Origin of the sequence: Nostoc sp. TCL240-02 (assembly GCF_013343235.1) — a bacterium.
Lineage (GTDB): Bacteria > Cyanobacteriota > Cyanobacteriia > Cyanobacteriales > Nostocaceae > Nostoc.
The window spans coordinates 4,916,961-4,939,927 of the sequence record NZ_CP040094.1; the positions used below are offsets into that span (position 1 = coordinate 4,916,961).

Consider the following 22,967-nt stretch of genomic DNA (forward strand, 5'->3'; position numbering starts at 1 on the left):
AATGTGATTGAGTGAATTATCCTGCGCCGTCTCCAGAACTTGACTTAGGGTCTATATTTCCCTTTGATCTAGATCAGTTTCAAAAAGAAGCGATCGCGTCCCTAAACGCCGGACGCTCCGTAGTCGTTTGTGCGCCCACAGGTTCGGGCAAAACGTTAGTCGGGGAATACGCCATTTATCGCGCCCTGTCGCGAGGAAAACGTGTATTTTATACTACTCCCCTAAAGGCGCTGTCGAATCAAAAATTACGTGACTTTCGAGAAAAATTCGGGTTTGATCAAGTCGGACTGTTAACTGGAGATGCCTCCATTCACAGGGATGCACCGATTTTGGTGATGACCACAGAAATTTTCCGAAATATGCTCTATGGCACACCTATCGGGCAAGTCGGCATCTCATTAGTAGACGTGGAAGCGGTGATACTTGATGAGTGCCACTACATGAACGATCGCCAGCGCGGTACAGTTTGGGAAGAATCCATCATTTATTGTCCCCGTGAAGTGCAACTGGCAGCCCTCTCAGCAACGGTTGCTAATAGCGATCAACTCACCGATTGGTTAAATCGCGTTCACGGCCCAACAGACCTGATTTACTCTGATTTTCGCCCAGTTCCCTTGGAATTTCACTTTTGCAATCCCAAAGGGTTATTTCCCCTGTTGAATGATAGCAAAACCAAAATTAACCCCCGTCTTCTTCAGAAGAAGAAGGGCAGAGGGGGAGAAAGGGACAGGGGGAGAAGTGGTAGACCAGAAGCTTCTGGTATAATTTATACATTGAGCCAGTTAGAGCAAAGGGATATGCTACCAGCTATTTACTTCATTTTCAGTCGCCGGGGATGTGATAAAGCGGTGGCTGAAGTGGGTGATTTATGGCTGGTAAATAATGAAGAATCCCAGATTTTACGGCAACAAATTGATGACTTTTTAGCCCGCAATCCCGAAGCTGGGCGTTCTGGACAAATTGCCCCTCTATACCGGGGAATTGCTGCCCACCACGCCGGGATTCTACCTGCATGGAAAGCACTGGTAGAAGAACTATTTCAGCAAGGGCTGATTAAAGTAGTATTCGCCACTGAGACGCTGGCTGCGGGAATTAATATGCCCGCTCGGACAACGGTAATTTCTACCCTTTCCAAGCGGACTGACACCGGACACCGCCTGTTGAATGCTTCCGAATTCTTGCAAATGGCGGGACGGGCAGGCCGTCGGGGAATGGATAAACAAGGTCATGTGGTGACAGTCCAAACTCCCTTTGAAGGGGCCAAAGAAGCCGCGTATTTGGGAACATCCAAGCCAGACCCCCTCGTAAGCCAGTTTACGCCCAGTTATGGGATGGTACTCAACTTGCTGCAAACCCACACCCTAGACCAAACCAGGGAACTGATAGAACGCAGTTTTGGACAGTACATGGCCACCTTGCATCTAAGGCCAGAATACGATGAGATTGCCGAACTAGAAAAACAATTAGCTCAACTTCACGAGCAAATCGCCGCAGTTGATGAAAATGAACTGGCTATTTATGAGAAATTACGGCAACGTCTGAAAGTCGAACGCCAGATATTAAAAACCCTGCAAGAGCAAGCGCAGGAAGATAGACAAGAAGAACTGGGGATGATGTTGGACTTTGCAGTGTCAGGAACTCTGTTAAGTCTCAAAGGCAAAAACATCACAGTGTCTTCACCTGTAACCGCAGTGTTAGTGGGAAAATCGCCGGGTTCTGGTCAAGCTCCTTACTTGGTATGCTTAGGGCATGATAATCGCTGGTATGTGGCAACCACAGGGGATGTAGTCGATTTGTATGCTGAACTGCCGCGAATTGAAGTGTCACCGGATATACTACCACCGCCAGAGATGCCCTTGAAGCCCGGACAGTCGCGCCGTGGTAACGAAGAAACTTTTGCGATCGCTACGCGTATTCCCAATCCGATAGAATCTTTGCATCTAGCACCAGAAGTAGCAGAACAACTCAGTCGCACTGCTGCCATCCAAGAGCAATTAGAAGCTCATCCCTTACATCAATCAGGCAATGCTGCCACCCTTTTCAAGCGTCGCGCCAAATATGTCGAACTAGAAGCCGAACTCGAACAGTTGCAAGGGCAAGTAGAACAACAGTCACAACGTCACTGGGAAGAATTTCTCAATTTAATCTTAATTTTGCAACACTTTGGCGCTTTAGATAACTTAGTGCCCACACAATTAGGGCGAATTGCTGCCGCCATTCGGGGTGAGAATGAATTGTGGTTGGGTTTGGTATTCGCTAGTGGTGAATTGGACAACTTAGATCCCCACCATTTAGCCGCCGCCGCCGCCGGTTTGGTGATGGAAACACCCCGTCCAGATAGCAAGGTTAACTTTGAACTTAGTAATGAAGTGGCAGAAGCCTTAGCAAAATTGCGGGGAATTCGTCGCCAAATGTTCCAACTACAACGGCGGTATAACGTAGCGCTACCTATATGGTTAGAGTTTGAGTTAATTGCCATAGTAGAACAATGGGCGCTCGGAATGGAGTGGACAGAACTCTGCGAAAACACCACCTTAGATGAAGGCGATGTGGTGAGAATTCTCCGCCGGACGTTGGATTTATTATCACAAATACCTCACGTTCCACATCTGCCAGACTCTTTTCAGCGTAATGCTTATCGGGCGATGCAGTTGATTGATAGATTCCCTGTGAATGAAGTGGTTGAATAAACAGGACACTCTTAGCTACAGAGTTCTATGTGTCTTTTTATTTCAGGACTTACTCAAAATTAGACATTGTAGGGGCAATTCATGAATTGTCCCTACAAAGCACCCCAAGAATGAATTTAGATTTAATAGTAGTGGTACGTAGTTAAAAATGCTTTTTTTGTTTCGTATATCTGCTATACGTAATTAATCACATCTATTTAACAGAAGTTGTAGTCGCTATAAGCGCTATTCAACCTTAGTACACCAAGTTTCCAGTACCCTGCAACTGACGCAAAGAATTTATACATAATGGACAGTCGCATCCAAATACCCTGATTGCAGCATCACTTTCTTCATCAGTAAAGTTCAACATAGCAACATTCTGATTTGATATTGATGTGACAATAGTTGAGGAACGTGCAGATGAGGTGTAAGGTTTCTTTCTCTCTGAATCTCGAATGCACACAAAATCTTTTCCACCATGTGGGTTAGTGATACAAGTACGACCATCTTCTGTGTGCATCAATCGCTGTGTAATACTACCACTAGCATGGGCAGGATGAAATGCTACCAGCGTAGACATCATCGATACAAAGATTGAGGAAGTTGAAAGCAAATTCAGAAGAATTTTTTTGTTCATAGATTTTTTTGAGAAAATTGTCTACTAGCTTAGGGTATTCGATTCACTTTCAAACTTCAAGTGGGTTTACCCTAAGAATAGCTAGCTTGACACTTGTTATTCAAGAAAGTTCCATATTTACCCAGTTTGATCGCAAAGTAGTTGTCATAGCAGAATTAAGCAGTCAAACAGGCTTGAAGTTTGCGGATCAAGACCTTTAAAACCTTATGCAGAGTGATAAATCGCTCACTACGAACAAAAATTATATCTTAGATTATTCTACAAAAATTATAACTGCTATAGCTATCCTTACAAGATTTAAAATCTTAATTTGAACCAAAAGATAGCATTAGTATTGAACAATAAAATTGATATAGATTCTCATTCTTAAATGTTCAACTTGTAAAAATCTCTTTTTTTTATTACATTTGGAAAAGGCTCATATACCAAGTAATTTACTAGCCTAAATACAAAAGATGAAGCAAAAACTACATTCAGAATCTTCAGGTTGTTGCAATGGTGAACACAATCATCATGAGAATCATAACGACGCTCATAATCATACCCATGATGAGAATCATAACCATGACCACAATCACGATCATGGTGGAGAATTCAATCTAAAAAATGAGCTATTGCCTTTGGTAGCAATTTTAAGTTTATATGTGCCTGGTGTAATTTTTGAAAATCAATTACATAATACATTCTACTCAATAGGTGAATATCTGCTTTTCATCCCTGCCTATTTATTGAGTGGATGGAGTGTTTTAAAAACTGCTGGACGCAATATACTTAAAGGTAGATTATTTGACGAAACTTTTTTGATGACAGTAGCGACATTAGGGGCGATCGCAATTCATAAATTGCCCGAAGCTGTTGGAGTCATGCTATTTTATAAAATTGGCGAATTGTTCCAGGATCTTGCCGTTAGTCGTTCCCGTAGTTCCATCAAAGCCTTATTAGAAGTCCGTCCAGACTATGCAAATATCCAAATCGAGGGGGAACTAAAAAAAGTCCGCCCAGAAACAGTAAATATTGGAGATATTATCGTCGTCAAACCTGGGGAAAAGATTCCCTTGGATGGTGAGATTATAGATGGAAATTCGCAAGTTGATACATCTGCATTAACTGGAGAATCTGTACCGCGAACAGTGAGGCTGGGTGAAATAGTTTTGGCTGGGATGATAAATAAAATGGGTGTTCTCAGCATTAGAGTCACCAAACTATTTGATGACTCTGCTATTGCCAAGATTTTAGACTTGGTGCAAAATGCCAAAAGCAAAAAAGCAGAGACAGAAAAATTTATTACTAAATTTGCCCGATATTATACGCCAATAGTAGTTTTTATATCTCTAGCAGTTGCTTTATTACCTCCTTTATTCATTTCTAGTGCAAGTTCTTCAGAATGGATTTATCGTGCCTTAATTTTGCTAGTTATTTCCTGTCCTTGTGGACTCGTTATCAGTATTCCGTTAGGTTACTTTGGAGGAGTGGGAGGTGCAGCTAAACGGGGGATTTTGGTTAAAGGCTCTACTTTTTTAGATACTCTAAATGCAGTCAATACAGTTGTATTTGATAAAACTGGAACGTTAACTAAAGGCGTATTTAAAGTAGTAAAAACAGTAGCATTAAATGGCTACAATGAAACAGAATTGCTGCAATTAGCTGCCAAAGTAGAATCGCGCTCAAATCATCCCATCGCTCAATCTATCCTTAAGGCTTATGGGGGAAAGATTGATGAATTTGAGGTGAGAGATTATGAAGAGATTGCAGGCTATGGAATTAGAGCCAAGGTTGAAAATAGGGTAGTGATAGCGGGAAGCGATCGCTTACTCCATAGAGAGAATATTGCTCATGATAATTGCCAGCTAGAGGGAACAGTCGTTCATTTAGCAGTGGATAATATTTACGCTGGTTATATTGTCATTGCTGATGAACTGAAAGAAGATGCGAGACACGCTATTCAAGCACTCAAGCGAATCGGTGTACAAAGAACAGTAATGTTGACTGGAGATAATCAAGCGATCGCTTCCCGAATTGCCGAACAGCTAGGCATAGATGCTTACGAAGCCGAGTTATTACCAGAAGAAAAAGTTAATGCCATTGAGAAATTACTCAGCACCGCCGACAAGCATGGTAAAGTTGCCTTTGTTGGGGATGGTATTAATGATGCGCCAGTGATTGCTAGAGCTGATGTTGGGATGGCAATGGGTGGCTTAGGTTCAGATGCAGCCATTGAAACTGCTGATATTGTCATCATGACAGATGCGCCGTCAAAGGTAGCAGAAGCAATACAAATCGCCAGAAAAACAAGGCAAATAGTTTGGCAAAATATTGGCTTTGCGTTAGCAATTAAAGCTGTGTTTATTGGATTAGGTATTTTAGGTATAGCGACAATGTGGGAAGCTGTCTTTGCTGATGTTGGAGTAGCATTGCTGGCAATTTTAAATGCAACTAGAGCGATGAAATAAAAATTTTGGAAAATCGGGAATCTGTAATTGGGAAATTGTAGCAGTTAAACTATGAGTCCTTCTGACTCATATTTTGCTACCCAAGAATAGAACCTATGAATTCATCAATCACAGGCATTGCTACAGCTAGTTTAGCTTTATTACTAAACTATTCTGCAAATCCAGCTTTTGCACTACCCCAGAAAATCAATCATCCAATTACTGTTGCTAAATCGCAACCATTAACAAACACCTTGATTGTTCCTGGCGAACGAGTAGGGCCAATAACACGCACAACCACGAAGCAAGATTTAGTGAAGTTGTTTGGTATATCCCATCTCGTTGATAAAACCATTTCCGGTGCTGAAGGAATAGGGAGTTTCGCTGCTACTCAGGTAAATCTAAATCAGGGGCGATCGCTCTTGGTAGTTTGGAGTGATAATACTCGTACTAAACCTCTAGATGTGCGTAACCTGGGTTCAGCTTGGAAAACCCGCGAAGGTATTGGTGTTGGAACCCCGTTGAGCGAGTTACGCAAGCAGTTAGGTGACTTTAAGCTCTATGGATTGGAGTGGGATTACGGCGGTACTATCTTGTTGGATAGTAGTAAATTATCCCGTTATCAAGGCAAACTCATTTTACGAGTAAACGCTGCTCCCAATGCTTATGAAAAGTTCCCCAATGACTACCAAGCAGTGTTAGGGGATGGTACTTTTTCCTCCAGCGATCGTCACTGGAAACCTTTGGGAATTAGGCTAGCAGAAATTATCGTTGTATTGAATCCTAGTGAGTAGTGGTATGCTAAACATCAGTTTGCTTGCTATGGTGCAGAAAGAATCTGGAAGCGACTTTTTATACTAAGTTTAGAACTAGTAAATTACTGTGGCCAGTGAATAAACTATCGGGATGTTCCAATTAAGAATTGAGTCAGGATGCGTATAATTGCATCTGAGCAGTTAGTGAGGAATTGCGATCGCAGTTTCAATCGGGGAAGTTTGGTGAAGATGCGATCGCATTCTTCACCCACTGTATGACGAACCAAAGCTTTACCAACGGTTATGCCTTACTCCATTAGCGTAGATGCAGATTTATCTGTCACGCTCAAAGATGCAAGAGCTATAGTAAATATACTGATTGATAGCGATCACACTGCCTATCCACCAGAAAAAGTTACACTTGAGTCTGCATTGTAGTCATGAGACTTATGTAAATATACAGTTATTTAGCGCATCGAAATTACGATTTTCTCACCCAGAAAACAAGGAAAATACAGATATTCAGCTAATTGGTGTTTGTTTATACTATTTCAAATTTTTGTAGTCGTTATACTCATAACTTAGGTTCTACCTGGGAATTAGGAAGTGGCTTTGCCACTTCTTTTTATTAATTTAGTAACCCAGTAAAAAATAAATTAAAAGTTAAAAGTAATTTGTTGAACTTTTAACTTTTATTAGCTGTCATATATGTCCGTTTAATTGCTCATCAAATAATTATTCTGTCAAGCTATGGCTTTGTAATCTTCAACAGAATTTTGGTCAATGTAGACATGATATTAGTCATTACTCGTTGTATCTTGCCATCTCTCACGCTTAGGCTTGCTCTCTACATCGCGCGATCGCGCTTCTTGCCAAGTCCCCCACATTAGAGATTGCTGCCTTTCAACATAGTTAATAAACTGCATGATTGACTGATCTGCTTTGATTGGAGTTTTTAAATCAAACTTAATTGTTTGGACAATCTTGATGTCACCCATGAGAAAAAATGTACCTGCAATCTTAGTCAGCCATAACACCACTCGATTGGATAACCAACCAAAAAATCCTTTACGTTTCTTAGTAATTAACAGGATTTGACCTTCAGCTTTTCCACCTTCATGGAGGCGAACTGCAAACATTGTGTGGACATGGAAGAAATCGGGACCAAGTGTCACAATGCCAATGCTACCGTACCAATAGCAAATACTGTAAGTTATGGCATTTTTGTAGAAAAGACGGATGAGTTTAATGAAAGATGAATTCTCTTTAATGTGTGTAGTGTTACTGAAGATAATTGCATTTTCGTTCAGTTCCTGTCTTTCAAAAATAATTTCTATTGGTAGTTTATGGACTGTATTGACATGTTGAGTATCAATCGCATTAATCATCACCACATTGGGGTGACAGTTCATTAGAAAGTGAGAATGGATAGCGACATCACACTCTTTTTGTTCTAATTCGGGAATAAAAGGTAGGGGTTGTTGTGGTATTTCTCCAGTCCAAACCCAAATCATGCCGTACTTTTCAGCAGTGGGCCAAGTTTGTAACTTTAGTGAAGGCGGCGTATCTAAACATGGGATATCAATACACATCCCTTCAGCATCAAACTTCCAGTGATGGAAGAAACAACGGAGTGCATTACCCTCAACTTTGCCTTCAGCAAGATGAGCGCCCATGTGGGGACAGTAGGCATCAAAGGTAGTTACTCTTCTGTCCTTACCACGGTAAATCACTAGTTCTCTGCCCAAAATCGTGACAGGTTTTACTTCACCCACCCGCAGATTTTGAGAGGGTATTACCCAATACCATCCTTCAATAAAACGCTCTGGATTATTGAAAGTTTTAGGTTTACGGGTTGAGCTAGAAGTCTGCGAGTTGAGATTCATTTTTATGGTTTCACTTGAGGTGAAGCAGTTGATCTAGAAGTAACATGCGAACTAAAAAAAAACAGTTACTTTCAGTACCATGAGAAATAGTCACCCAACAAATCGATAAAAATCGAGGAGTAAAACATTGAGTAAATTAGATTCAAAATGTTAAAATTATACTAATTAATTATTAGATAGTATCAGCCAATATTTATTATGAATAGATATCTGAAAAATCAAAACTTAGTAATATCTCTAATTAAATAAAAGTTTCAACTACTGACACCAAGATTTGGCTAAAGTCTAATCTGAATTAATAAATTAGTATAAATATGTAATAATAATTACAATATTTGGGAAAATCTACCGTGTTAACTCAGGAGACAAAACTGCTTTTAATTGGTCAGGTAACAGATATAAGCGGAATCCCTATCAGGACAATTCGCTATTACGAGAGTTTAGGTTTAATCAAATCATCAAGACGAACAGAGGGAGGCTTCCGTCAGTTTTCATTGGATGTGCTGACTCGTCTAGCGTTCATTAAAAGGGCACAAAATCTTGGTCTGAGCTTAGAGGAGATTGGAAATATTCTTCAGGTCTATGACCAAGGACAAGCTCCCTGTGGTGAAATCAAAGAAAAGCTCCAGGACAAGCTTTTGCAAATTGATCGCCAAATCGATCAGTTGTTAACTTTGCGATCTGAAATAAAGGGATTACTTTCAGGCTGGAAGAATATCGGCGACCAGTATGAAGATACAATTTGTCCCATTATTCAAAATATCCCTCAGTGCTGAGAAACAGAAAAGAAGACAGAGGAGGCAGCAGGAGCAAACTTATGACAGCACATATCCTTTTGGTGGAAGATGAAGTCAAACTAGCACGATTTGTTGAATTAGAGCTAAGTAGCGAAGGATACCAAGTAAGTGTAGCTCATGATGGGATTGCCGGTCTCACCCTAGCGCGAGACTCATCGCCAGATTTAGCGATTCTGGATTGGATGTTACCAGGTTTAACAGGTTTAGAAATTTGTCGCCGTTTGCGAGCAACAGGTAGTACAGTACCAGTAATTTTATTGACAGCAAAAGATGAAGTGAGCGATCGCGTTGCCGGATTAGATGCGGGAGCCGATGATTATGTAGTTAAGCCCTTCAGCATAGAGGAATTACTAGCTAGAATTCGCGCCCATCTACGCCGTACGCAAGAAACAGCCGAAGATTTGTTGCAATTTGAAGATTTAAGCTTAAATCGTCGCACTCGTGAAGTTTTTCGGGAAAAACGAAGCATTGAGTTAACAGCAAAAGAGTTTGACTTATTAGAATATCTCCTTTCACATCCCCGTCAAGTGTTTACTAGAGATCAAATTTTAGAGAAAGTTTGGGGTTACGATTTCATGGGTGATTCTAATATTATTGAAGTATATATTCGTTATTTGCGACTCAAATTAGAAGAGAATAATGAAAAGCGTTTGATTCATACAGTCCGTGGTGTAGGCTATGCACTACGGGAACAATCGTAATGACTTGGTGATTTCGACAAAAAGCAAAATTTTAAAGAAAAAAGAGGATCATGAATAAAAAATGGGCTGTCAAACGGCTAACAGTAAATCTCACGGCTGAGGAAATGAAGAAACTTGAACACTACTGTGCTTTGACAGGTAGGCCAGCAACAGACGTAATTCGAGAATTACTCCGATCTCTTGAGGTTGACAATACTGAAAACTCTGAAATGGCAACAGCAGACTCAAAAACAACAGTTGGCAGTGGCTCAAAATTACAGTAACTATTCACCAGAATATCTCGCCAAATCTCAAAAATCTGCTAGCTATCTTGAATTACCAATAGGGCTCAAGGTAATACTTCTCGGTTAAGGGTACAAGGGTAAGGGTTTAAATTCATCCCTTACCCTTGTACCCTTAAACTTTTCCTATCCCCTTTTCTCCTTAATCGACAAGTATTAGGGCAATCTGGGTTTATTCTCGTTGCTGCCAGATGGGTCATTTAGCGTTCAAGTCGCTTCTCTACAAGACGCTCTTGCTTGCTTCTATCTAAGAGTACGCTCCAATTAAAAATTATTAATTAAAAATTGCAAGACGCTCTTGAAAAAAATACTAACTAGACAGTCAAGGGGCAAATATATAAAATTAATGCCTTTTTTCTTTGCCATGTCTTAACAAGCATATATTTTGGGCATCATAATTCCAAGCTGAATACATGAGCTAGCAGTCAGAAAACTCTTTGGCAGCAAGTTTTTTACAACTATAGTATTGACCTATGGCAGATAATTTTATGCTTTATTTCTTTATTTCTCCACATAGTTCATACACTGGGTTGATTTGGAGATGCCTACAGATTCAATTGGGAGTAATCTGTAGCGTAGGTATTTGGACATTCTCAGAAGCTAAGTTACAAGCTGCCCAAGCACATCAGACCTGGAAATCACCTTCAGAATTGATTGAGGGAGTCACCAAAGTCAATCCTGAGCCAACACCTATCTTGATGGCCGCACCCGAAAACTTCAATCCTGATTTGCAATTACGGCCAGCGCTACCCGAACCCCCGCAAAATTCTAGTCCACCAAAAACTTTCACCGAACCACCGCAGAATTCTAGCCCACCAAAAACTTCCACTGAACTAAAAACGCCAGATGCAGTTTTGGAAAGCATTCATACGGACTATCGCTATGACACAGATAACTTTGGCCAAACCAATTTCTTTTTTGAACCAACGGTTCAGTTTCGATTGAGTAATGGCAATAAAATATTTGTGAAAACAGGTTTTAACTTATTTGAACAACGCGGTGTTGAATCAATTACGAATTTTCCCTTGCAAATTGGATGGCAAGGAAAAATTGGGCACGTGACTCTGCAAACAGCAGCTGGAGTCGATGTCTTCAATCGTTTACCTACAGCGATCAATCTCAATGCTAAAGTGGAGGCTCCCATTTCGACACCGCAAGTTTCGTCATCAGGTCGATTGCTATCGGTAGTAGTACTATCAGGTAATTTAGAACAAGGCCCTTATAAATCAAATGCCCGAACTTTAGAAAATCAAATTACTGCTTGGCGATTTGGGCCTGATTTATACTGGCAAATTGACGGTGATACCAGCTTATTTTCATCATTGCGTTTAGGTAGTTACAACGATGGGAATTCCGAGGTGCAGTCATTTAGTCGGCTAGAACGCAAGTTCGGACAATTTTCTCTGGCAGCTAACTTATTCACTTGGAATTTTGATCGCGATTTAGAACGCACAAGTGGCTATTTTTCCCCACCAGATTTTCTGGTTTACAACGCTGAGGTGGCTTGGGAAGGAGATATTGCTAATTTCTTACGCTGTCGCCTCGCTGCCAACTTAGGACAGCAGCGACTTAAAGGAGAATTTGATAACGCCAATACCTATCAAACACGCTGTACGGTAAAGGTTTCACCAAATATAGAGGCAGATATTGGCTATAGCTTTAGTAATGTCCGAAACCAAGAAACCGGGGGAAGTGCCTATGGTGGTAATTCTTTGACAGGACAGTTGCGGGTCAAATTTTAGTAGTCACTGATAAGGCTGAAGAATGAAAGCACCATTACCTGATAACGAAATACAGCGAATCGAATCTCTTTTAGAGTATAAGATCCTTGATACTCGTTCGGAAGCTGCCTTTGACGATCTCACCCGTTTAGCCTCATATATTTGTGGCACTCCTATTGCCTTAATCAGTTTAATTGATAGCGATCGCCAGTGGTTCAAGTCAAAAGTTGGAATGGAAGCCCTAGAAACACCGCGAGATTTGGCATTCTGCGCCCATGCCATTGTTCAACCTGAAGTTTTTGTTGTGCCTGATGCAACACTTGACGAAAGATTTGCGACAAACCCGTTTGTCACCTCTGACCCAAATGTTCGGTTTTATGCTGGTGTACCGCTAACTAACCCTGAAGGATATGCACTCGGAACACTGTGTGTAATTGACCGTGTACCAAGAAACCTCTCCCCAGAACAAGTTGAAGCATTGCAAATTATCGGTCGCCAGGTAATCAAGCAATTAGAAATGCGGCGTAACCTAGCAAGTTTGGTATTGGCGAGTCATACACGCAAACAGGCACATAAGGGACGCAAACAATTTTTTCAAAGAGTCGCTGGAGGGTTTGGGTTAGCATCGGTAATTTTAGTTTTAATTGGCGTGATTTCTTATCAAAACACACGCATATTGATTGATGCTAGTAATCAGGTACAAAAAACCCAAGGAAAAATCAATAAACTGGAAGAATTACTGTCCGAGATGAAGGATGCTGAAACTGGACAACGCGGTTATATCCTGACTGGACAAGAAAGTTATCTGGAACCTTATCTAGCAGTAGTCGCAAACATCGATCAAAAAATTGTAGAACTGAAGGATTTAATCGCAGATCAACCTAGCCAACAAAAGCAGTTTGCCGCCCTTGAATCTCTGATAGCTGCAAAATTTGCCATACTCAAACAGACTATATACCTGCGTCAAAATCAAGGATTTGAAGCGGCGTTGCAGGTAATCCAGACAAATCAAGGGAAATATATCATGGATGATATCCGCAAGGTCATCCATGATATAGAAAATGAAGATAAAAGGTTGCTTCAACAGGAGTCACAAGCTGCAAAAGCCAGTGCAAACAACACGGTTTTGACACTTGCGATCGCTATTTGCCTAAGTTTTATCACTCTGGCCATAGTCTACTACTTCATTTATCGTGAGGTAAAAGAACGTAAATTAACAGAGGAAACCCTAAACCGAGAACGCAACTTTATTTCAGCAGTCCTTGATACAGCTAGCGCTTTGGTAATAGTTCTGGACACACAAGGGCAAATCGTTCGCTTCAATCAAGCTTGTGAACAAACAACTGGTTACTCGTTTGATGAGGTGAGAGGAAGGTATTTCTGGAACTTGTTTCTAAGTCCTGAAGATGTAGAAGTTGTTAAAGCAGTTTTTGAGCAGTTACGAAATGGTAAAGTGCCCAAAGAATATGAGAACCATTGGGTAGCAAAGGATGGTAGTCGGCGGTTGATTTCATGGGCTAACGCTACTTTGCAAGACGATGAGGGTTGCGTTGAATATATTGTGGCCACAGGTATTGACATTAGCGATGCCTACGACGAGCTTCGTTTACGCAAACGAGCAGAACAGCACCTCAAAGCCCAGTATTCTACAACGCGCGTCTTAGCAGAGTCAACTACAATCAGTGAAGCTATGCCCCAAATCCTGCAAGGAATCTGCGAGAGTTTGGAATGGGATTTAAGTGAAATTTGGATGGTAAATCAACAACTGAATCTACTGTTTTTACTTAATTCATGGTATAAAATATCTTCAAAAATGCAAGAATTTGACATCCTTAGTCAGCAGACCACCTTTGCACCAGGAATTGGCCTACCTGGTCGTGTCTGGGAGAGTGCTGAACCTGTTTGGATGACTGATGTAGTTAAAGACAAAGATTTCATCCGCTCTCAAATGGCTGCCCAAGCAGAACTGCACGGAGCTTTTGGTTTTCCGATCCATAGTGGTAAAAACATTCTTGGTGTCATTACCTGCTTTAGCCATGAAATCCAGCAACCTGACCCAGATTTGGCAAAAGTTATGAATTCTATTGGTGAGCAAGTAGGGCAGTTTATTGAGCGCAAGCAGGCAGAAGAAGAACTCCAACGCCAAAATTTGCGATCGCAACTATTTACTGAAATCACCCTCAAGATTCGTCAGTCTTTGCAAATCAAAGAAATTCTCCAAGTCAGTGTTACGGAGGTACAAAAAATTCTCCATAGCGATCGAGTTTTGATTTATCAACCTTTGACAGATGGATCTGGAAGTACTGTGGTTGAGGCAGTAGTTTCTGGCTGGTTGACAATTAAAGAGAACAAACTCACTGATTCTTATTTTCAAGCGGAATATACACAACAGTACTATCTACAGCAATATCGTCAAAAACGGAATCTAGAGCTTGCTGACTTAGATATAGTGGAAATTCAAAAAAGACATATAGAATTACTGCAACAATTTGGGGTCAAATCCAATTTAGTCATACCTATTCTTGTCAAAGAAGAACTCTGCGGTTTGCTGATTGTCCATCAGTGTGGCAGTTCCCGCCAGTGGTCTAGTTTTGAAACTCATCTTTTACGACAAATAGCCGATCAAGTAGGTATTGCCTTAGCTCAAGGCCAAATGTTATATGCAGAAACTCAACAGCGAAGAGAACTTGAGGTTGCTCGTCATCAAGCTGAATTAGCTTCTAAAACCAAAAGTGCCTTTTTAGCAAACATGAGTCATGAAATTCGGACTCCAATGAATGCTGTGTTGGGGATGACAGGCTTAATGTTAGAAACTCCCCTAAACTCAGAGCAACAGGATTTTATCGAAACTATTCGCATTAGTGGAGATGCTCTTTTAAGCCTCATCAACGAAATTTTGGATTTGTCCAAACTTGAGGCTGGGGAAATGGCACTAGAAACTCTAGATTTTGACTTATCTTCCTGTCTAGAAGAAGTGTTGGAATTATTAGCTCCCTCAGCCCATAATAAAGGATTAGAAATTGCAGCGTTAATCTATCCCAACGTTCCCACCCAACTCCAAGGTGATGCTGGCCGCCTCCGGCAAATTCTGATGAACCTGATCAGTAATGCGATCAAGTTCACCAGCAATGGAGAGGTAGTAGTCCGAGCAGAATTGCGTTCGCTTTCCTCTACTACAGCCACCATTTATTTTGCCATCACAGATACCGGTCTTGGCATTACCTCTGAAGACCAATGCAAACTCTTTACCCCATTCACCCAAGTAGATGCTTCCACCACCCGCAAGTATGGCGGCACAGGTTTGGGATTAGCCATCTGCAAGCAACTGGTAAGCTTGATGGGAGGAGAAATTGGCGTAGAAAGTCGATTGGGTAAAGGATCTAAATTTTGGTTTGAAGTAACTCTTGCCCAGCAACTTCACCCTATTTCCTCAGAAAGCGAACGCGAACTTCTGACTAATCGGCGCTTGTTAGTGGTGGATGACAATGCTACTAATCGCAAAATTATCCACCATCAAGCTACGCGTTGGGGAATGTTAGTAGATCAGGCTGCTTCGGCTACTATTGCCCTCAAAGCTATTGAGGAGGCTGCCAAGCAAAAAAATCTCTATGACATTGCTGTGATTGATATGCAGATGCCAGAAATAGATGGCATGACCTTGGGAGAGCAAATTAAAGCAAATTCAGCGATCGCTAGGCTACCTTTGATTATGCTTACCTCTACTAATCAACGCGATGAAATCCAACGAGCGCTAAAAATAGGATTTGCGGCTTATTTGGTCAAACCTGTTAAGCCGTCACGACTCTTCGATACCATCATGACTATCTTAGGAACGCAGATAAAGGAGGAGATAGAAGTCAGAAGTCAAGAGTTAAAACTAAAAAATTACAAAAACAACATCAACGATCATTCTCCTAGCTCACGCTTCCCGACTCGTGACTCCCATAAATTAAGAATTCTTTTAGCTGAAGATAATCTAGTGAATCAGAAAGTAGCTTTGAAGCAACTTCAAAACCTGGGTTATGGTGCTGATGTCGCTGGTAATGGGAAAGAAGTTTTGCAACTCTTAGAAAAAATTCCCTACGATTTAATTTTGATGGATTGCCAAATGCCAGTTCTCGACGGTTTAGAAACTACAAAAGAAATTCATCGTTGGCAAGAAAGTAGCTTTGTCAATAGTCGTCGCCCTGTAGTAATTGCGATGACAGCTAATGCGATGAAAGAAGATCAACAAATGTGTATAGATGCAGGAATGGACGACTATCTGAGCAAACCAGTAATCAAAGAAAAATTGGCGGCGGTTCTACAGCGTTGGGGAAGTGTGATATTCAAGGCAAAAGAAATATATGTTTTAGAGCAGAAAGTTTCTAAAACAGATGTAGGGTCAGTTGACCTCCCAATTGATTGGGAACGCTTGCATCAACTCTCGGAAAACAACCCAGAATTTGAATTAGAACTACTGCAAATATTTGTTGAAGATATGCAACCTCGTTTGGAGATCATTAAAATAGCGATCGCAACCCATGACTTTGAGCAACTAGCACTCCAAACCCATCAAATTAAAGGTGCTAGTGCCAATGTTGGAGCTACAACAATGCATCTAGCAGCACAAAAGCTAGAAAAATTAGCAATAAATCAAGAGCGCCGAGGTACTACTCACTTAATCTCAGAGTTAGAAGAGTTTGTTAAACACATCCAAGATTTTTTGAACTGTAAAAATAGTAACACCAAAAGCTAAAAAAATCATAATATTTATTAATAAATTAACAGCGACGATTTTTTCTGAGTAATCATGAAAAATATTTATTTTTCATTTTTCATTACCAATTTACTATTTTCAAGATAGAACTTGCGAACAATTGGGAATAATAAATTTGATCTACTAAAAGTAGGTTCGGTGAGTTAGCTACAATCATAAGCTAAAAATTTTTAGCCTAAATTTCAGTTAAATTCATCACCCCTATCCCCAATAGATTACCAAAAAGCGAGGTTTTTCTGATGAGTCAGATGAGTAGAGACGATGTACGAGAACGGCTTGGTAATATCGATCAAATCCGCGATATTATTTTGGGAACACAGCTAAGAGAGTACGAAAATCGATTTAGCAAGCTGGAGTCAGATATATCTCTGTTGCAACAACAGATGCGATCGCATATCGATCAACTCAAGTCAAACTTTTCGGCTGAACTAAAAGCAGGATTTGAAGCACTGGATAAAAAGCTGAAGTCACTCAACCTGACAACTCAAGAAGAAACTCTTGACTTACGCCAACAGGTTGATAGACTTAACAAAAAATTCTCTAGCAGCGTTCAGTCTCTTGATGAAACCCTAGATAGCCAAACTACCTCGATTCGAGATGAAATCTTTCAAACTAAAGTCAAATTACAAGATGATGTCACGGTATTACGGGATCTGATTTTAGAAGAAATAGATCGACGCTTTTCGCAGTTGACAGACACTAAAGTTTCTAAAGACGATATGGCTGAAACTTTGTTTGCTTTAGGAATGCGCCTGAAAGAAACTGAATTTATTCCTAAATTACGAGAAGCCGCTGATGAAATTAACGAAGACTATACTGCTGTACCACTTCTAGAAACTACAAAGTTCTCAAAAGTGTTAACTCACGCTAACAGTACCGCAGAATTACATTCCTAATCAAGTCAGAAGGCAAGGATAGATGAGGGAGATAATAACATAATAACTCCTAACTCAGTATGGGCTAAACGCCCCGCTAACAGCACTCTTAAAAGGATGACTCAGGTGGAAAATTCGATTTCTCAATCTGTTGAGTTAAAGCCAGAAGAAACTGTACATCTTGATAATTTAGTGCATCTACTAGTTGAACTCAAAATTATCGAATCACCTGAGCAATCTTTTTCTTCATTACCATTAGAAAATGATTATAGTAATGAATTGATTATAGAAAAAATTGAAGTATTGCAACTTACTCCGGTAACATTAGAAACATGTATACCTTATTTAGAGCCGACTTTTAATTTTCCTCAAGATATATCGAATTTATCAAAAGATATCGAAGAAGAATTAGAAAAAAATATTGAAATATTTACAATTTTTGAGGAAAAGATAGATAACTCAGAGGATGCATTGCAAAAATTAAAAGATATATTGGTCGGATATGATATATCAGAAATAAACAAGACTATATCTAAAATTGAACAAAAATTCATAAACATAGAGCATCAAATTTACGACCCTAAAGAGCTAATAAATCTACTACTACCTTGTATTTCTGAGCTTTTAAGGCTGAAAATTGCAGAATCAAAAGAGGAAATTGCACAGATTATTGCTCCGATTATTGATCGGGCTATTCACGGTCGAACTGAACAGGAGAAAAGTAGTATGAGTGCAGCGATCGCACCTGTTATTCCTCTGGCTATTACTCAGCAGATTATTGTTGCTCCAGAAGAAGTTTCAGATGCGATCGCTCCGGCAATAGGACGAGCCATAAAAAAGCAAATTGAAATTGAACAGAATATTGTGGTTGATGCACTCTACCCAATTATTGGTAGTACCATAGCCAAATATATGGCAGAGACAATCCGTGCCATTAACCGACAAGTTGAAGAAACCCTTAGCGTTGAAGGGATCAAACGTAAAATTCGTGCCAAGCTACAGGGAGTTTCGGAAGCAGAATTAATTCTTAAAGAAGCTCTGCCATTTACCATTCAAGCCATTTTTTTGATTCATAAAGCATCTGGTTTAATTATTTCAGATATTCAGCACTCTGATGTAGAGAAGCTAGAGGCTGAGATGGTAGCAGGAATGCTGACAGCAATTCGCAGCTTCGCCAATGATTGCATCAATCAATCAGGAAGTATAACAGAATTAGATGCAATTGAATATGGGACATCAAAAATAATTTTAGAAGTTGCAGGATACTGTTATTTAGCGATTGTTGTGCGAGGAGAGCCAAGCAAAAAGTTTATTTGGAAAATGCGGCAGGTTTTCAGCAAAATAGTTAAAGAATATGGTGATTTAATTGAAAAGTTTGACGGCGATCCAGATTCAATTCCTTTTGAAGTTCATACACTTCTAGAAGAACTAAAAAATTTAGGTATTCAGGAGAAAAAGAAAACAAAAGTTTCACCAATACTAGTATTAGGTTTAACAGTAATCAGTGCCATTTTCATTCCTTGGGGCATTTGGCAATACCATAGTGGAGTTATAAGTTCCATTGAAAATCAAACTTTGTTGGCTCTAACTTCTGTTCCCGAACTAGCCGTATATCGGCTCTCTGTACAAGTAGAACACAATAAAATAAAATTAACAGGACGATTGCCTAATCCACTTCTTCGTCAGAAAGCCGAGCAAATTGTCAAAATAACCTCTCCTAATTGGTTGATTGACAATCAAATTTTATTAGTAGAAGTACCAGCAGATCCTGTATTAGCTGCTGCTGAAGTCAAACGAGTCACAGCAGTTTTAAATCAAGCTGACGATATAGCAATTTCCGCTCAATACATTGCTGGTAAAGTAACTATTGAAGGAACTGTGAACCGAATTGCAGATGCTCAGATTATTGCTAATGCGTTTGAACAAATTCCAGGCGTAAAATCTATGTCTAGCGCGGTGCGAGTACAACCCCCACAGATCGAAGTTCGATTTTACTTTCAACCCGACTCAGCCAGTTTAATGAAAGCAGATACAGCAGATAAGATTCAACAGGTCAGGTTTTTCCTCAACCAGCACCCAAATAAACATTTAAAAATTATTGGTTATAGTTATGACCGTACTGGCGTGAATAAATCTCAAAAATTGGCCTTGGCGCGAGCAAAATCTGTACAACAAGCACTGATTAAATTAGGTATTGAGCCATCTCACCTACAGATCATTGGTAGGACAAATTTACCAGATGGAATTGATGTCACTCACCCATTGTGGTTAAGCCGCTGTGTCACTCTAGAAGCGATAAACAAGTAATTTTAAGTTTATAGTAGCTATGATTCGGATAAAATATTCTCTACTTTTTCTTAACTATGTCTACAATTTCTAAAAAAATATGCTTATTTGGTGATTTTGGGGTTGGTAAAACTAGTCTAATTCGCCAATTTGTGGAGTGTCAATTTAGTGACGAATATCTTTCAACTGTAGGAGTGAAAATTTCTCGAAAATTGGTTAGTGTTTCTGAAAAAGACTTACTTATTAAAGAAAACTTACAGTTAATAATTTGGGATATTGAAGGCAGTAATAAGTTTAAGGCAGTTGCTAACAATTATTTTCAAGGTTCTAAAGGTGCTGTGATAGTTGGTGATGTAACACAAGCAGATACGCTCGCTCATATCCAGAAACATATTCAAACTTTTTTAGCTGTTAATCCTAAAAGCTATATTGTTGTTGCACTGAACAAATCAGATATGATCGCATCTGAGTATTTAGAAAGCATTCGGACAACGTATCAATTCACTAATCAAGTTAATATATTAGATACATATATAACTTCAGCAAAAACTGGCAATAATGTTGATAAAATATTTCAATCTTTAGCTAATCGTTTAATTTAATTAAGATGAAATCATTGTTGGCAAAGCTATTATCTATATGTGGTATTGAATATTTGATAATTGATGAAAACTTGAAGATTCGAGAGATGTCTTTAGGAATAAATCATTTTGCCAATATTCATAATGAAGTGAAGCCAGGTCAGGATGTCCGGATTATATTTCCAGAATTAGAGGGAATTGAAGATATTTTTGATGCAATTCTACAGGGCGATCAAGATAATTTTGAATTAAAGGGAATTATGCGATCGCAAGATACGGCTTCTCCTTTATATATTGATATTCGTATTACTAATAACCTCCAAGAAGACCATTATAGCAATAGAATAATCATTATTATCGAAGATTCAACAGAACGGATGGTTCTTGAGCAATCTTTGTTTCAAGGTGCAAATGAAGCAAATCTTTTATTACGTAACCTAAAGGCTTCCAAACAATATATTGACCAAATTGTGACATCAATGGCAGACGCGTTGTTAGTGACAACACTATCAGGCGAGATAAAAAAAATAAATTATGCTGCACAAATTTTATTGCAATATAACGAAATAGAACTCATCGGTCAACATATTACAAAAGTTATTAAAGAAGTTAGCAACTATCAATTGATAATTAAGGATACTGAAAGTATTAATACACATAATCAAGATATAAACTCTTTAGAACAAGAGGTAGAAAGCGTTTGTTATACTAAAAGTGGTAAAACAATTCCTGTAGCTTTTTCATCCTCAATAGTGAAGACAGAAATTGAACATTTTCAAGGTTATGTTTACATTTTGCGAGACATGACTGAACGGAAGCAAGCGGAACTTGCTAAACAAGAATTCTTAGCCATGATTAGCCATGAGGTGCGGACTCCAATTTCATCGGTAATTGGTATAGCCAGTTTGTTGCTATATACTGAATTGACTGATGAACAGCAAGATTTCGTTGAAACCATTTACACAAGTGGAAATTCATTACTCAAAATTATTAACGATTTCCTTGACTTCTCCAAAATACAATCGGGGAATCTGGAATTTGAAGAGGAACCTTTTTCCTTGCGAAATTGCATTCATGAAGCTCTTTATATGCTTGCGCCTACAGCTACAGAAAAAGGTTTAAAATTGACATTTTTAGATACTCCTGAACTTCCTACTACAATTGTGGGAGATATCACCAGACTGCGCCAAATATTGATTAATTTACTCAGTAATGCTATTAAATTTACTGAAACTGGGGGGAGCATAGAAGTTTCAGTTCTAACCCGCAAGAATAGCGATATTAATCATTCTTCTATCGCAAATACTGATGAAATTCAGTTTAGTGTTAAAGATACAGGCATCGGAATTCCACGCGATCGCCTTGAACGTTTATTTAAAGCCTTCAGTCAAGTTAACTCCTCTATTACTCGGCAGTATGGGGGTACTGGGTTAGGTCTTGCTATCTGCAAGCAACTGTGCGAGTTAATGGGTGGCAGAATTTGGGTTGAAAGTGAGCTTACTGTAGGTAGTACATTTTACTTTACGATTACCACTTCTGTTATTCCAAAGGAGTCAGAAGTTAAGAATCAGCAATTATTTTTATTGTCCCCGTGTAAAAGCGTCCCTGTTTCTTCTTCTCAGTCTCCTGACTTCTATAAATTAAGAATTCTCTTAACTGAGGATAATCAAGTGAATCAAAAAATAGCCTTGAAACAACTCAAAAGTCTGGGTTATAGCGCTGATGTTGCTGCTAATGGGAAAGAAGTTTTGCAGCTATTAGAAAAAATCCCCTACGATTTAATTCTGATGGATTGCCAAATGCCAGTTCTCAACGGTTTAGAAACTACAAAAGAAATTCATCGTTGGCAAGAAAGCAGCTTTGTCAGTAGTCGTCGCCCTGTAGTAATTGCAATGACAGCTAATGCGATGAAAGAAGATCAACAAATGTGTATAGATGCAGGAATGAACGACTATCTGAGCAAGCCAGTAATCAAAGAAAAATTAGCTGCGGTGCTAGAACATTGGGGAAGTGTGATATTCAGGGCAAGAGAAACAGATGCTTTGGAGAAGACAATTTCTACAACAGATGTCGGTTCAGTTGACCTTCCAATTGATTGGGAACGCTTGCATCAACTCTCGGAAAACAACCCAGAATTTGAATTGGAACTACTGCAAATATTTGTTGAAGATATGCAACCTCGTTTAGAGCTAATTAAAATAGCGATCACAGATAGTGACTATGAGCAACTAGCGCTCCAAACCCATCAAATTAAGGGTGCTAGTGCCAATGTTGGAGCTACAACCATGCATTTAACAGCACAAAAGTTAGAACAATTAGCGATAAATCAAGAACGTCGAGGTACTACTCACTTAATATCAGAGTTAGAAGAGTTTGTTAAATGTATCCAAGAGTTTTTAATCACGAGATAGTTATGGTATAAAATATAACGTCAATTTCAAGCTTGGATTTTTTAATGGCGACCGAATCAAATCGATAACTATCTGCATTTACTGGGGGATTGTTGGAAAAGTTGGTAAAAAAATTGAGTCTTGCTGTATGAAGCACTTTAGAGTTTTTTGCTTATGGCTAATAATTAAGCTATCAG

At 39.4% G+C, this 22,967-nt stretch carries 16 protein-coding genes; 13 read left to right on the plus strand and 3 right to left on the minus strand.

Translation table 11 applies throughout. The features are described 5' to 3' along the window. The first annotated feature begins 11 nt into the window (after positions 1 to 11). Positions 12 to 2,690: an RNA helicase gene (locus FBB35_RS20855; RefSeq protein WP_174711230.1), complete on the plus strand. Its 2,679-nt coding sequence runs from the start codon at positions 12 to 14 to the stop codon at positions 2,688 to 2,690. Between the two features lie 235 nt (positions 2,691 to 2,925). On the opposite strand, the gene FBB35_RS20860 is transcribed toward FBB35_RS20855, so the two are convergent. Beyond that, positions 2,926 to 3,309: a hypothetical protein gene (locus FBB35_RS20860; protein WP_174711231.1), complete on the minus strand. Its 384-nt coding sequence runs from the start codon at positions 3,307 to 3,309 to the stop codon at positions 2,926 to 2,928. Positions 3,310 to 3,764: 455 nt separating this feature from the next. Between FBB35_RS20860 and FBB35_RS20865 the strand changes: the two genes are divergently transcribed. Next, the gene (locus FBB35_RS20865) at positions 3,765 to 5,759 is read left to right on the plus strand and encodes a heavy metal translocating P-type ATPase (RefSeq protein WP_174711232.1); all 1,995 of its coding nucleotides are present in this window, start codon (positions 3,765 to 3,767) and stop codon (positions 5,757 to 5,759) included. A 95-nt stretch (positions 5,760 to 5,854) separates the two neighbouring features. After that, positions 5,855 to 6,532 carry a hypothetical protein gene (locus FBB35_RS20870; RefSeq protein ID WP_174711233.1) on the plus strand — a complete coding sequence of 226 codons (678 nt, stop codon included), beginning with the start codon at positions 5,855 to 5,857 and terminating at the stop codon, positions 6,530 to 6,532. A 104-nt stretch (positions 6,533 to 6,636) separates the two neighbouring features. On the opposite strand, the gene FBB35_RS20875 is transcribed toward FBB35_RS20870, so the two are convergent. Then, a complete protein-coding gene (locus FBB35_RS20875; protein WP_174711234.1) occupies positions 6,637 to 6,780 on the minus strand; it encodes a hypothetical protein in 144 nt (47 codons plus the stop codon). 16 nt (positions 6,781 to 6,796) lie between these two features. Here FBB35_RS20875 and FBB35_RS35545 point away from each other — a divergent pair, with 16 nt between their 5' ends. Continuing rightward, positions 6,797 to 6,931, plus strand: coding sequence for a hypothetical protein (locus FBB35_RS35545; RefSeq protein ID WP_302480921.1), 135 nt, complete (start codon positions 6,797 to 6,799; stop codon positions 6,929 to 6,931). Positions 6,932 to 7,290: 359 nt separating this feature from the next. Here the strand turns inward: FBB35_RS35545 and FBB35_RS20880 are convergent, their stop codons facing one another. Then, entirely contained in the window at positions 7,291 to 8,379 is a 1,089-nt protein-coding gene (locus tag FBB35_RS20880; protein WP_174711235.1) for an aromatic ring-hydroxylating dioxygenase subunit alpha, read from the minus strand. A gap of 350 nt (positions 8,380 to 8,729) precedes the next feature. Here FBB35_RS20880 and FBB35_RS20885 point away from each other — a divergent pair, with 350 nt between their 5' ends. The 9 genes from FBB35_RS20885 (at position 8,730) to FBB35_RS20925 (ending at position 22,791) form a co-directional block, all read left to right on the plus strand. Beyond that, on the plus strand, positions 8,730 to 9,155 hold the full coding sequence (locus tag FBB35_RS20885) for a heavy metal-responsive transcriptional regulator (RefSeq protein WP_012408378.1): 426 nt from the start codon (positions 8,730 to 8,732) through the stop codon (positions 9,153 to 9,155). Positions 9,156 to 9,196: 41 nt separating this feature from the next. Further along, positions 9,197 to 9,877: a response regulator transcription factor gene (locus tag FBB35_RS20890; protein WP_012408377.1), complete on the plus strand. Its 681-nt coding sequence runs from the start codon at positions 9,197 to 9,199 to the stop codon at positions 9,875 to 9,877. 50 nt (positions 9,878 to 9,927) lie between these two features. Beyond that, on the plus strand, positions 9,928 to 10,140 hold the full coding sequence (locus FBB35_RS20895) for a ribbon-helix-helix protein, CopG family (protein ID WP_174711236.1): 213 nt from the start codon (positions 9,928 to 9,930) through the stop codon (positions 10,138 to 10,140). A gap of 491 nt (positions 10,141 to 10,631) precedes the next feature. Continuing rightward, a complete protein-coding gene (locus tag FBB35_RS20900) occupies positions 10,632 to 11,900 on the plus strand; it encodes a hypothetical protein (protein ID WP_174711237.1) in 1,269 nt (422 codons plus the stop codon). Positions 11,901 to 11,922: 22 nt separating this feature from the next. Beyond that, positions 11,923 to 16,617: a response regulator gene (locus FBB35_RS20905; protein WP_174711238.1), complete on the plus strand. Its 4,695-nt coding sequence runs from the start codon at positions 11,923 to 11,925 to the stop codon at positions 16,615 to 16,617. A gap of 260 nt (positions 16,618 to 16,877) precedes the next feature. After that, positions 16,878 to 17,534 carry a hypothetical protein gene (locus FBB35_RS20910; RefSeq protein WP_174711239.1) on the plus strand — a complete coding sequence of 219 codons (657 nt, stop codon included), beginning with the start codon at positions 16,878 to 16,880 and terminating at the stop codon, positions 17,532 to 17,534. 96 nt (positions 17,535 to 17,630) lie between these two features. Beyond that, positions 17,631 to 19,820 (plus strand): OmpA family protein, encoded by a 2,190-nt coding sequence (locus tag FBB35_RS20915; RefSeq protein ID WP_174711240.1) that lies wholly within the window; start codon positions 17,631 to 17,633, stop codon positions 19,818 to 19,820. 56 nt (positions 19,821 to 19,876) lie between these two features. Continuing rightward, on the plus strand, positions 19,877 to 20,401 hold the full coding sequence (locus FBB35_RS20920; protein ID WP_174711241.1) for a Rab family GTPase: 525 nt from the start codon (positions 19,877 to 19,879) through the stop codon (positions 20,399 to 20,401). Positions 20,402 to 20,406: 5 nt separating this feature from the next. Beyond that, positions 20,407 to 22,791 (plus strand): ATP-binding protein, encoded by a 2,385-nt coding sequence (locus FBB35_RS20925; protein WP_174711242.1) that lies wholly within the window; start codon positions 20,407 to 20,409, stop codon positions 22,789 to 22,791. The last annotated feature ends 176 nt before the right edge of the window (positions 22,792 to 22,967 follow it).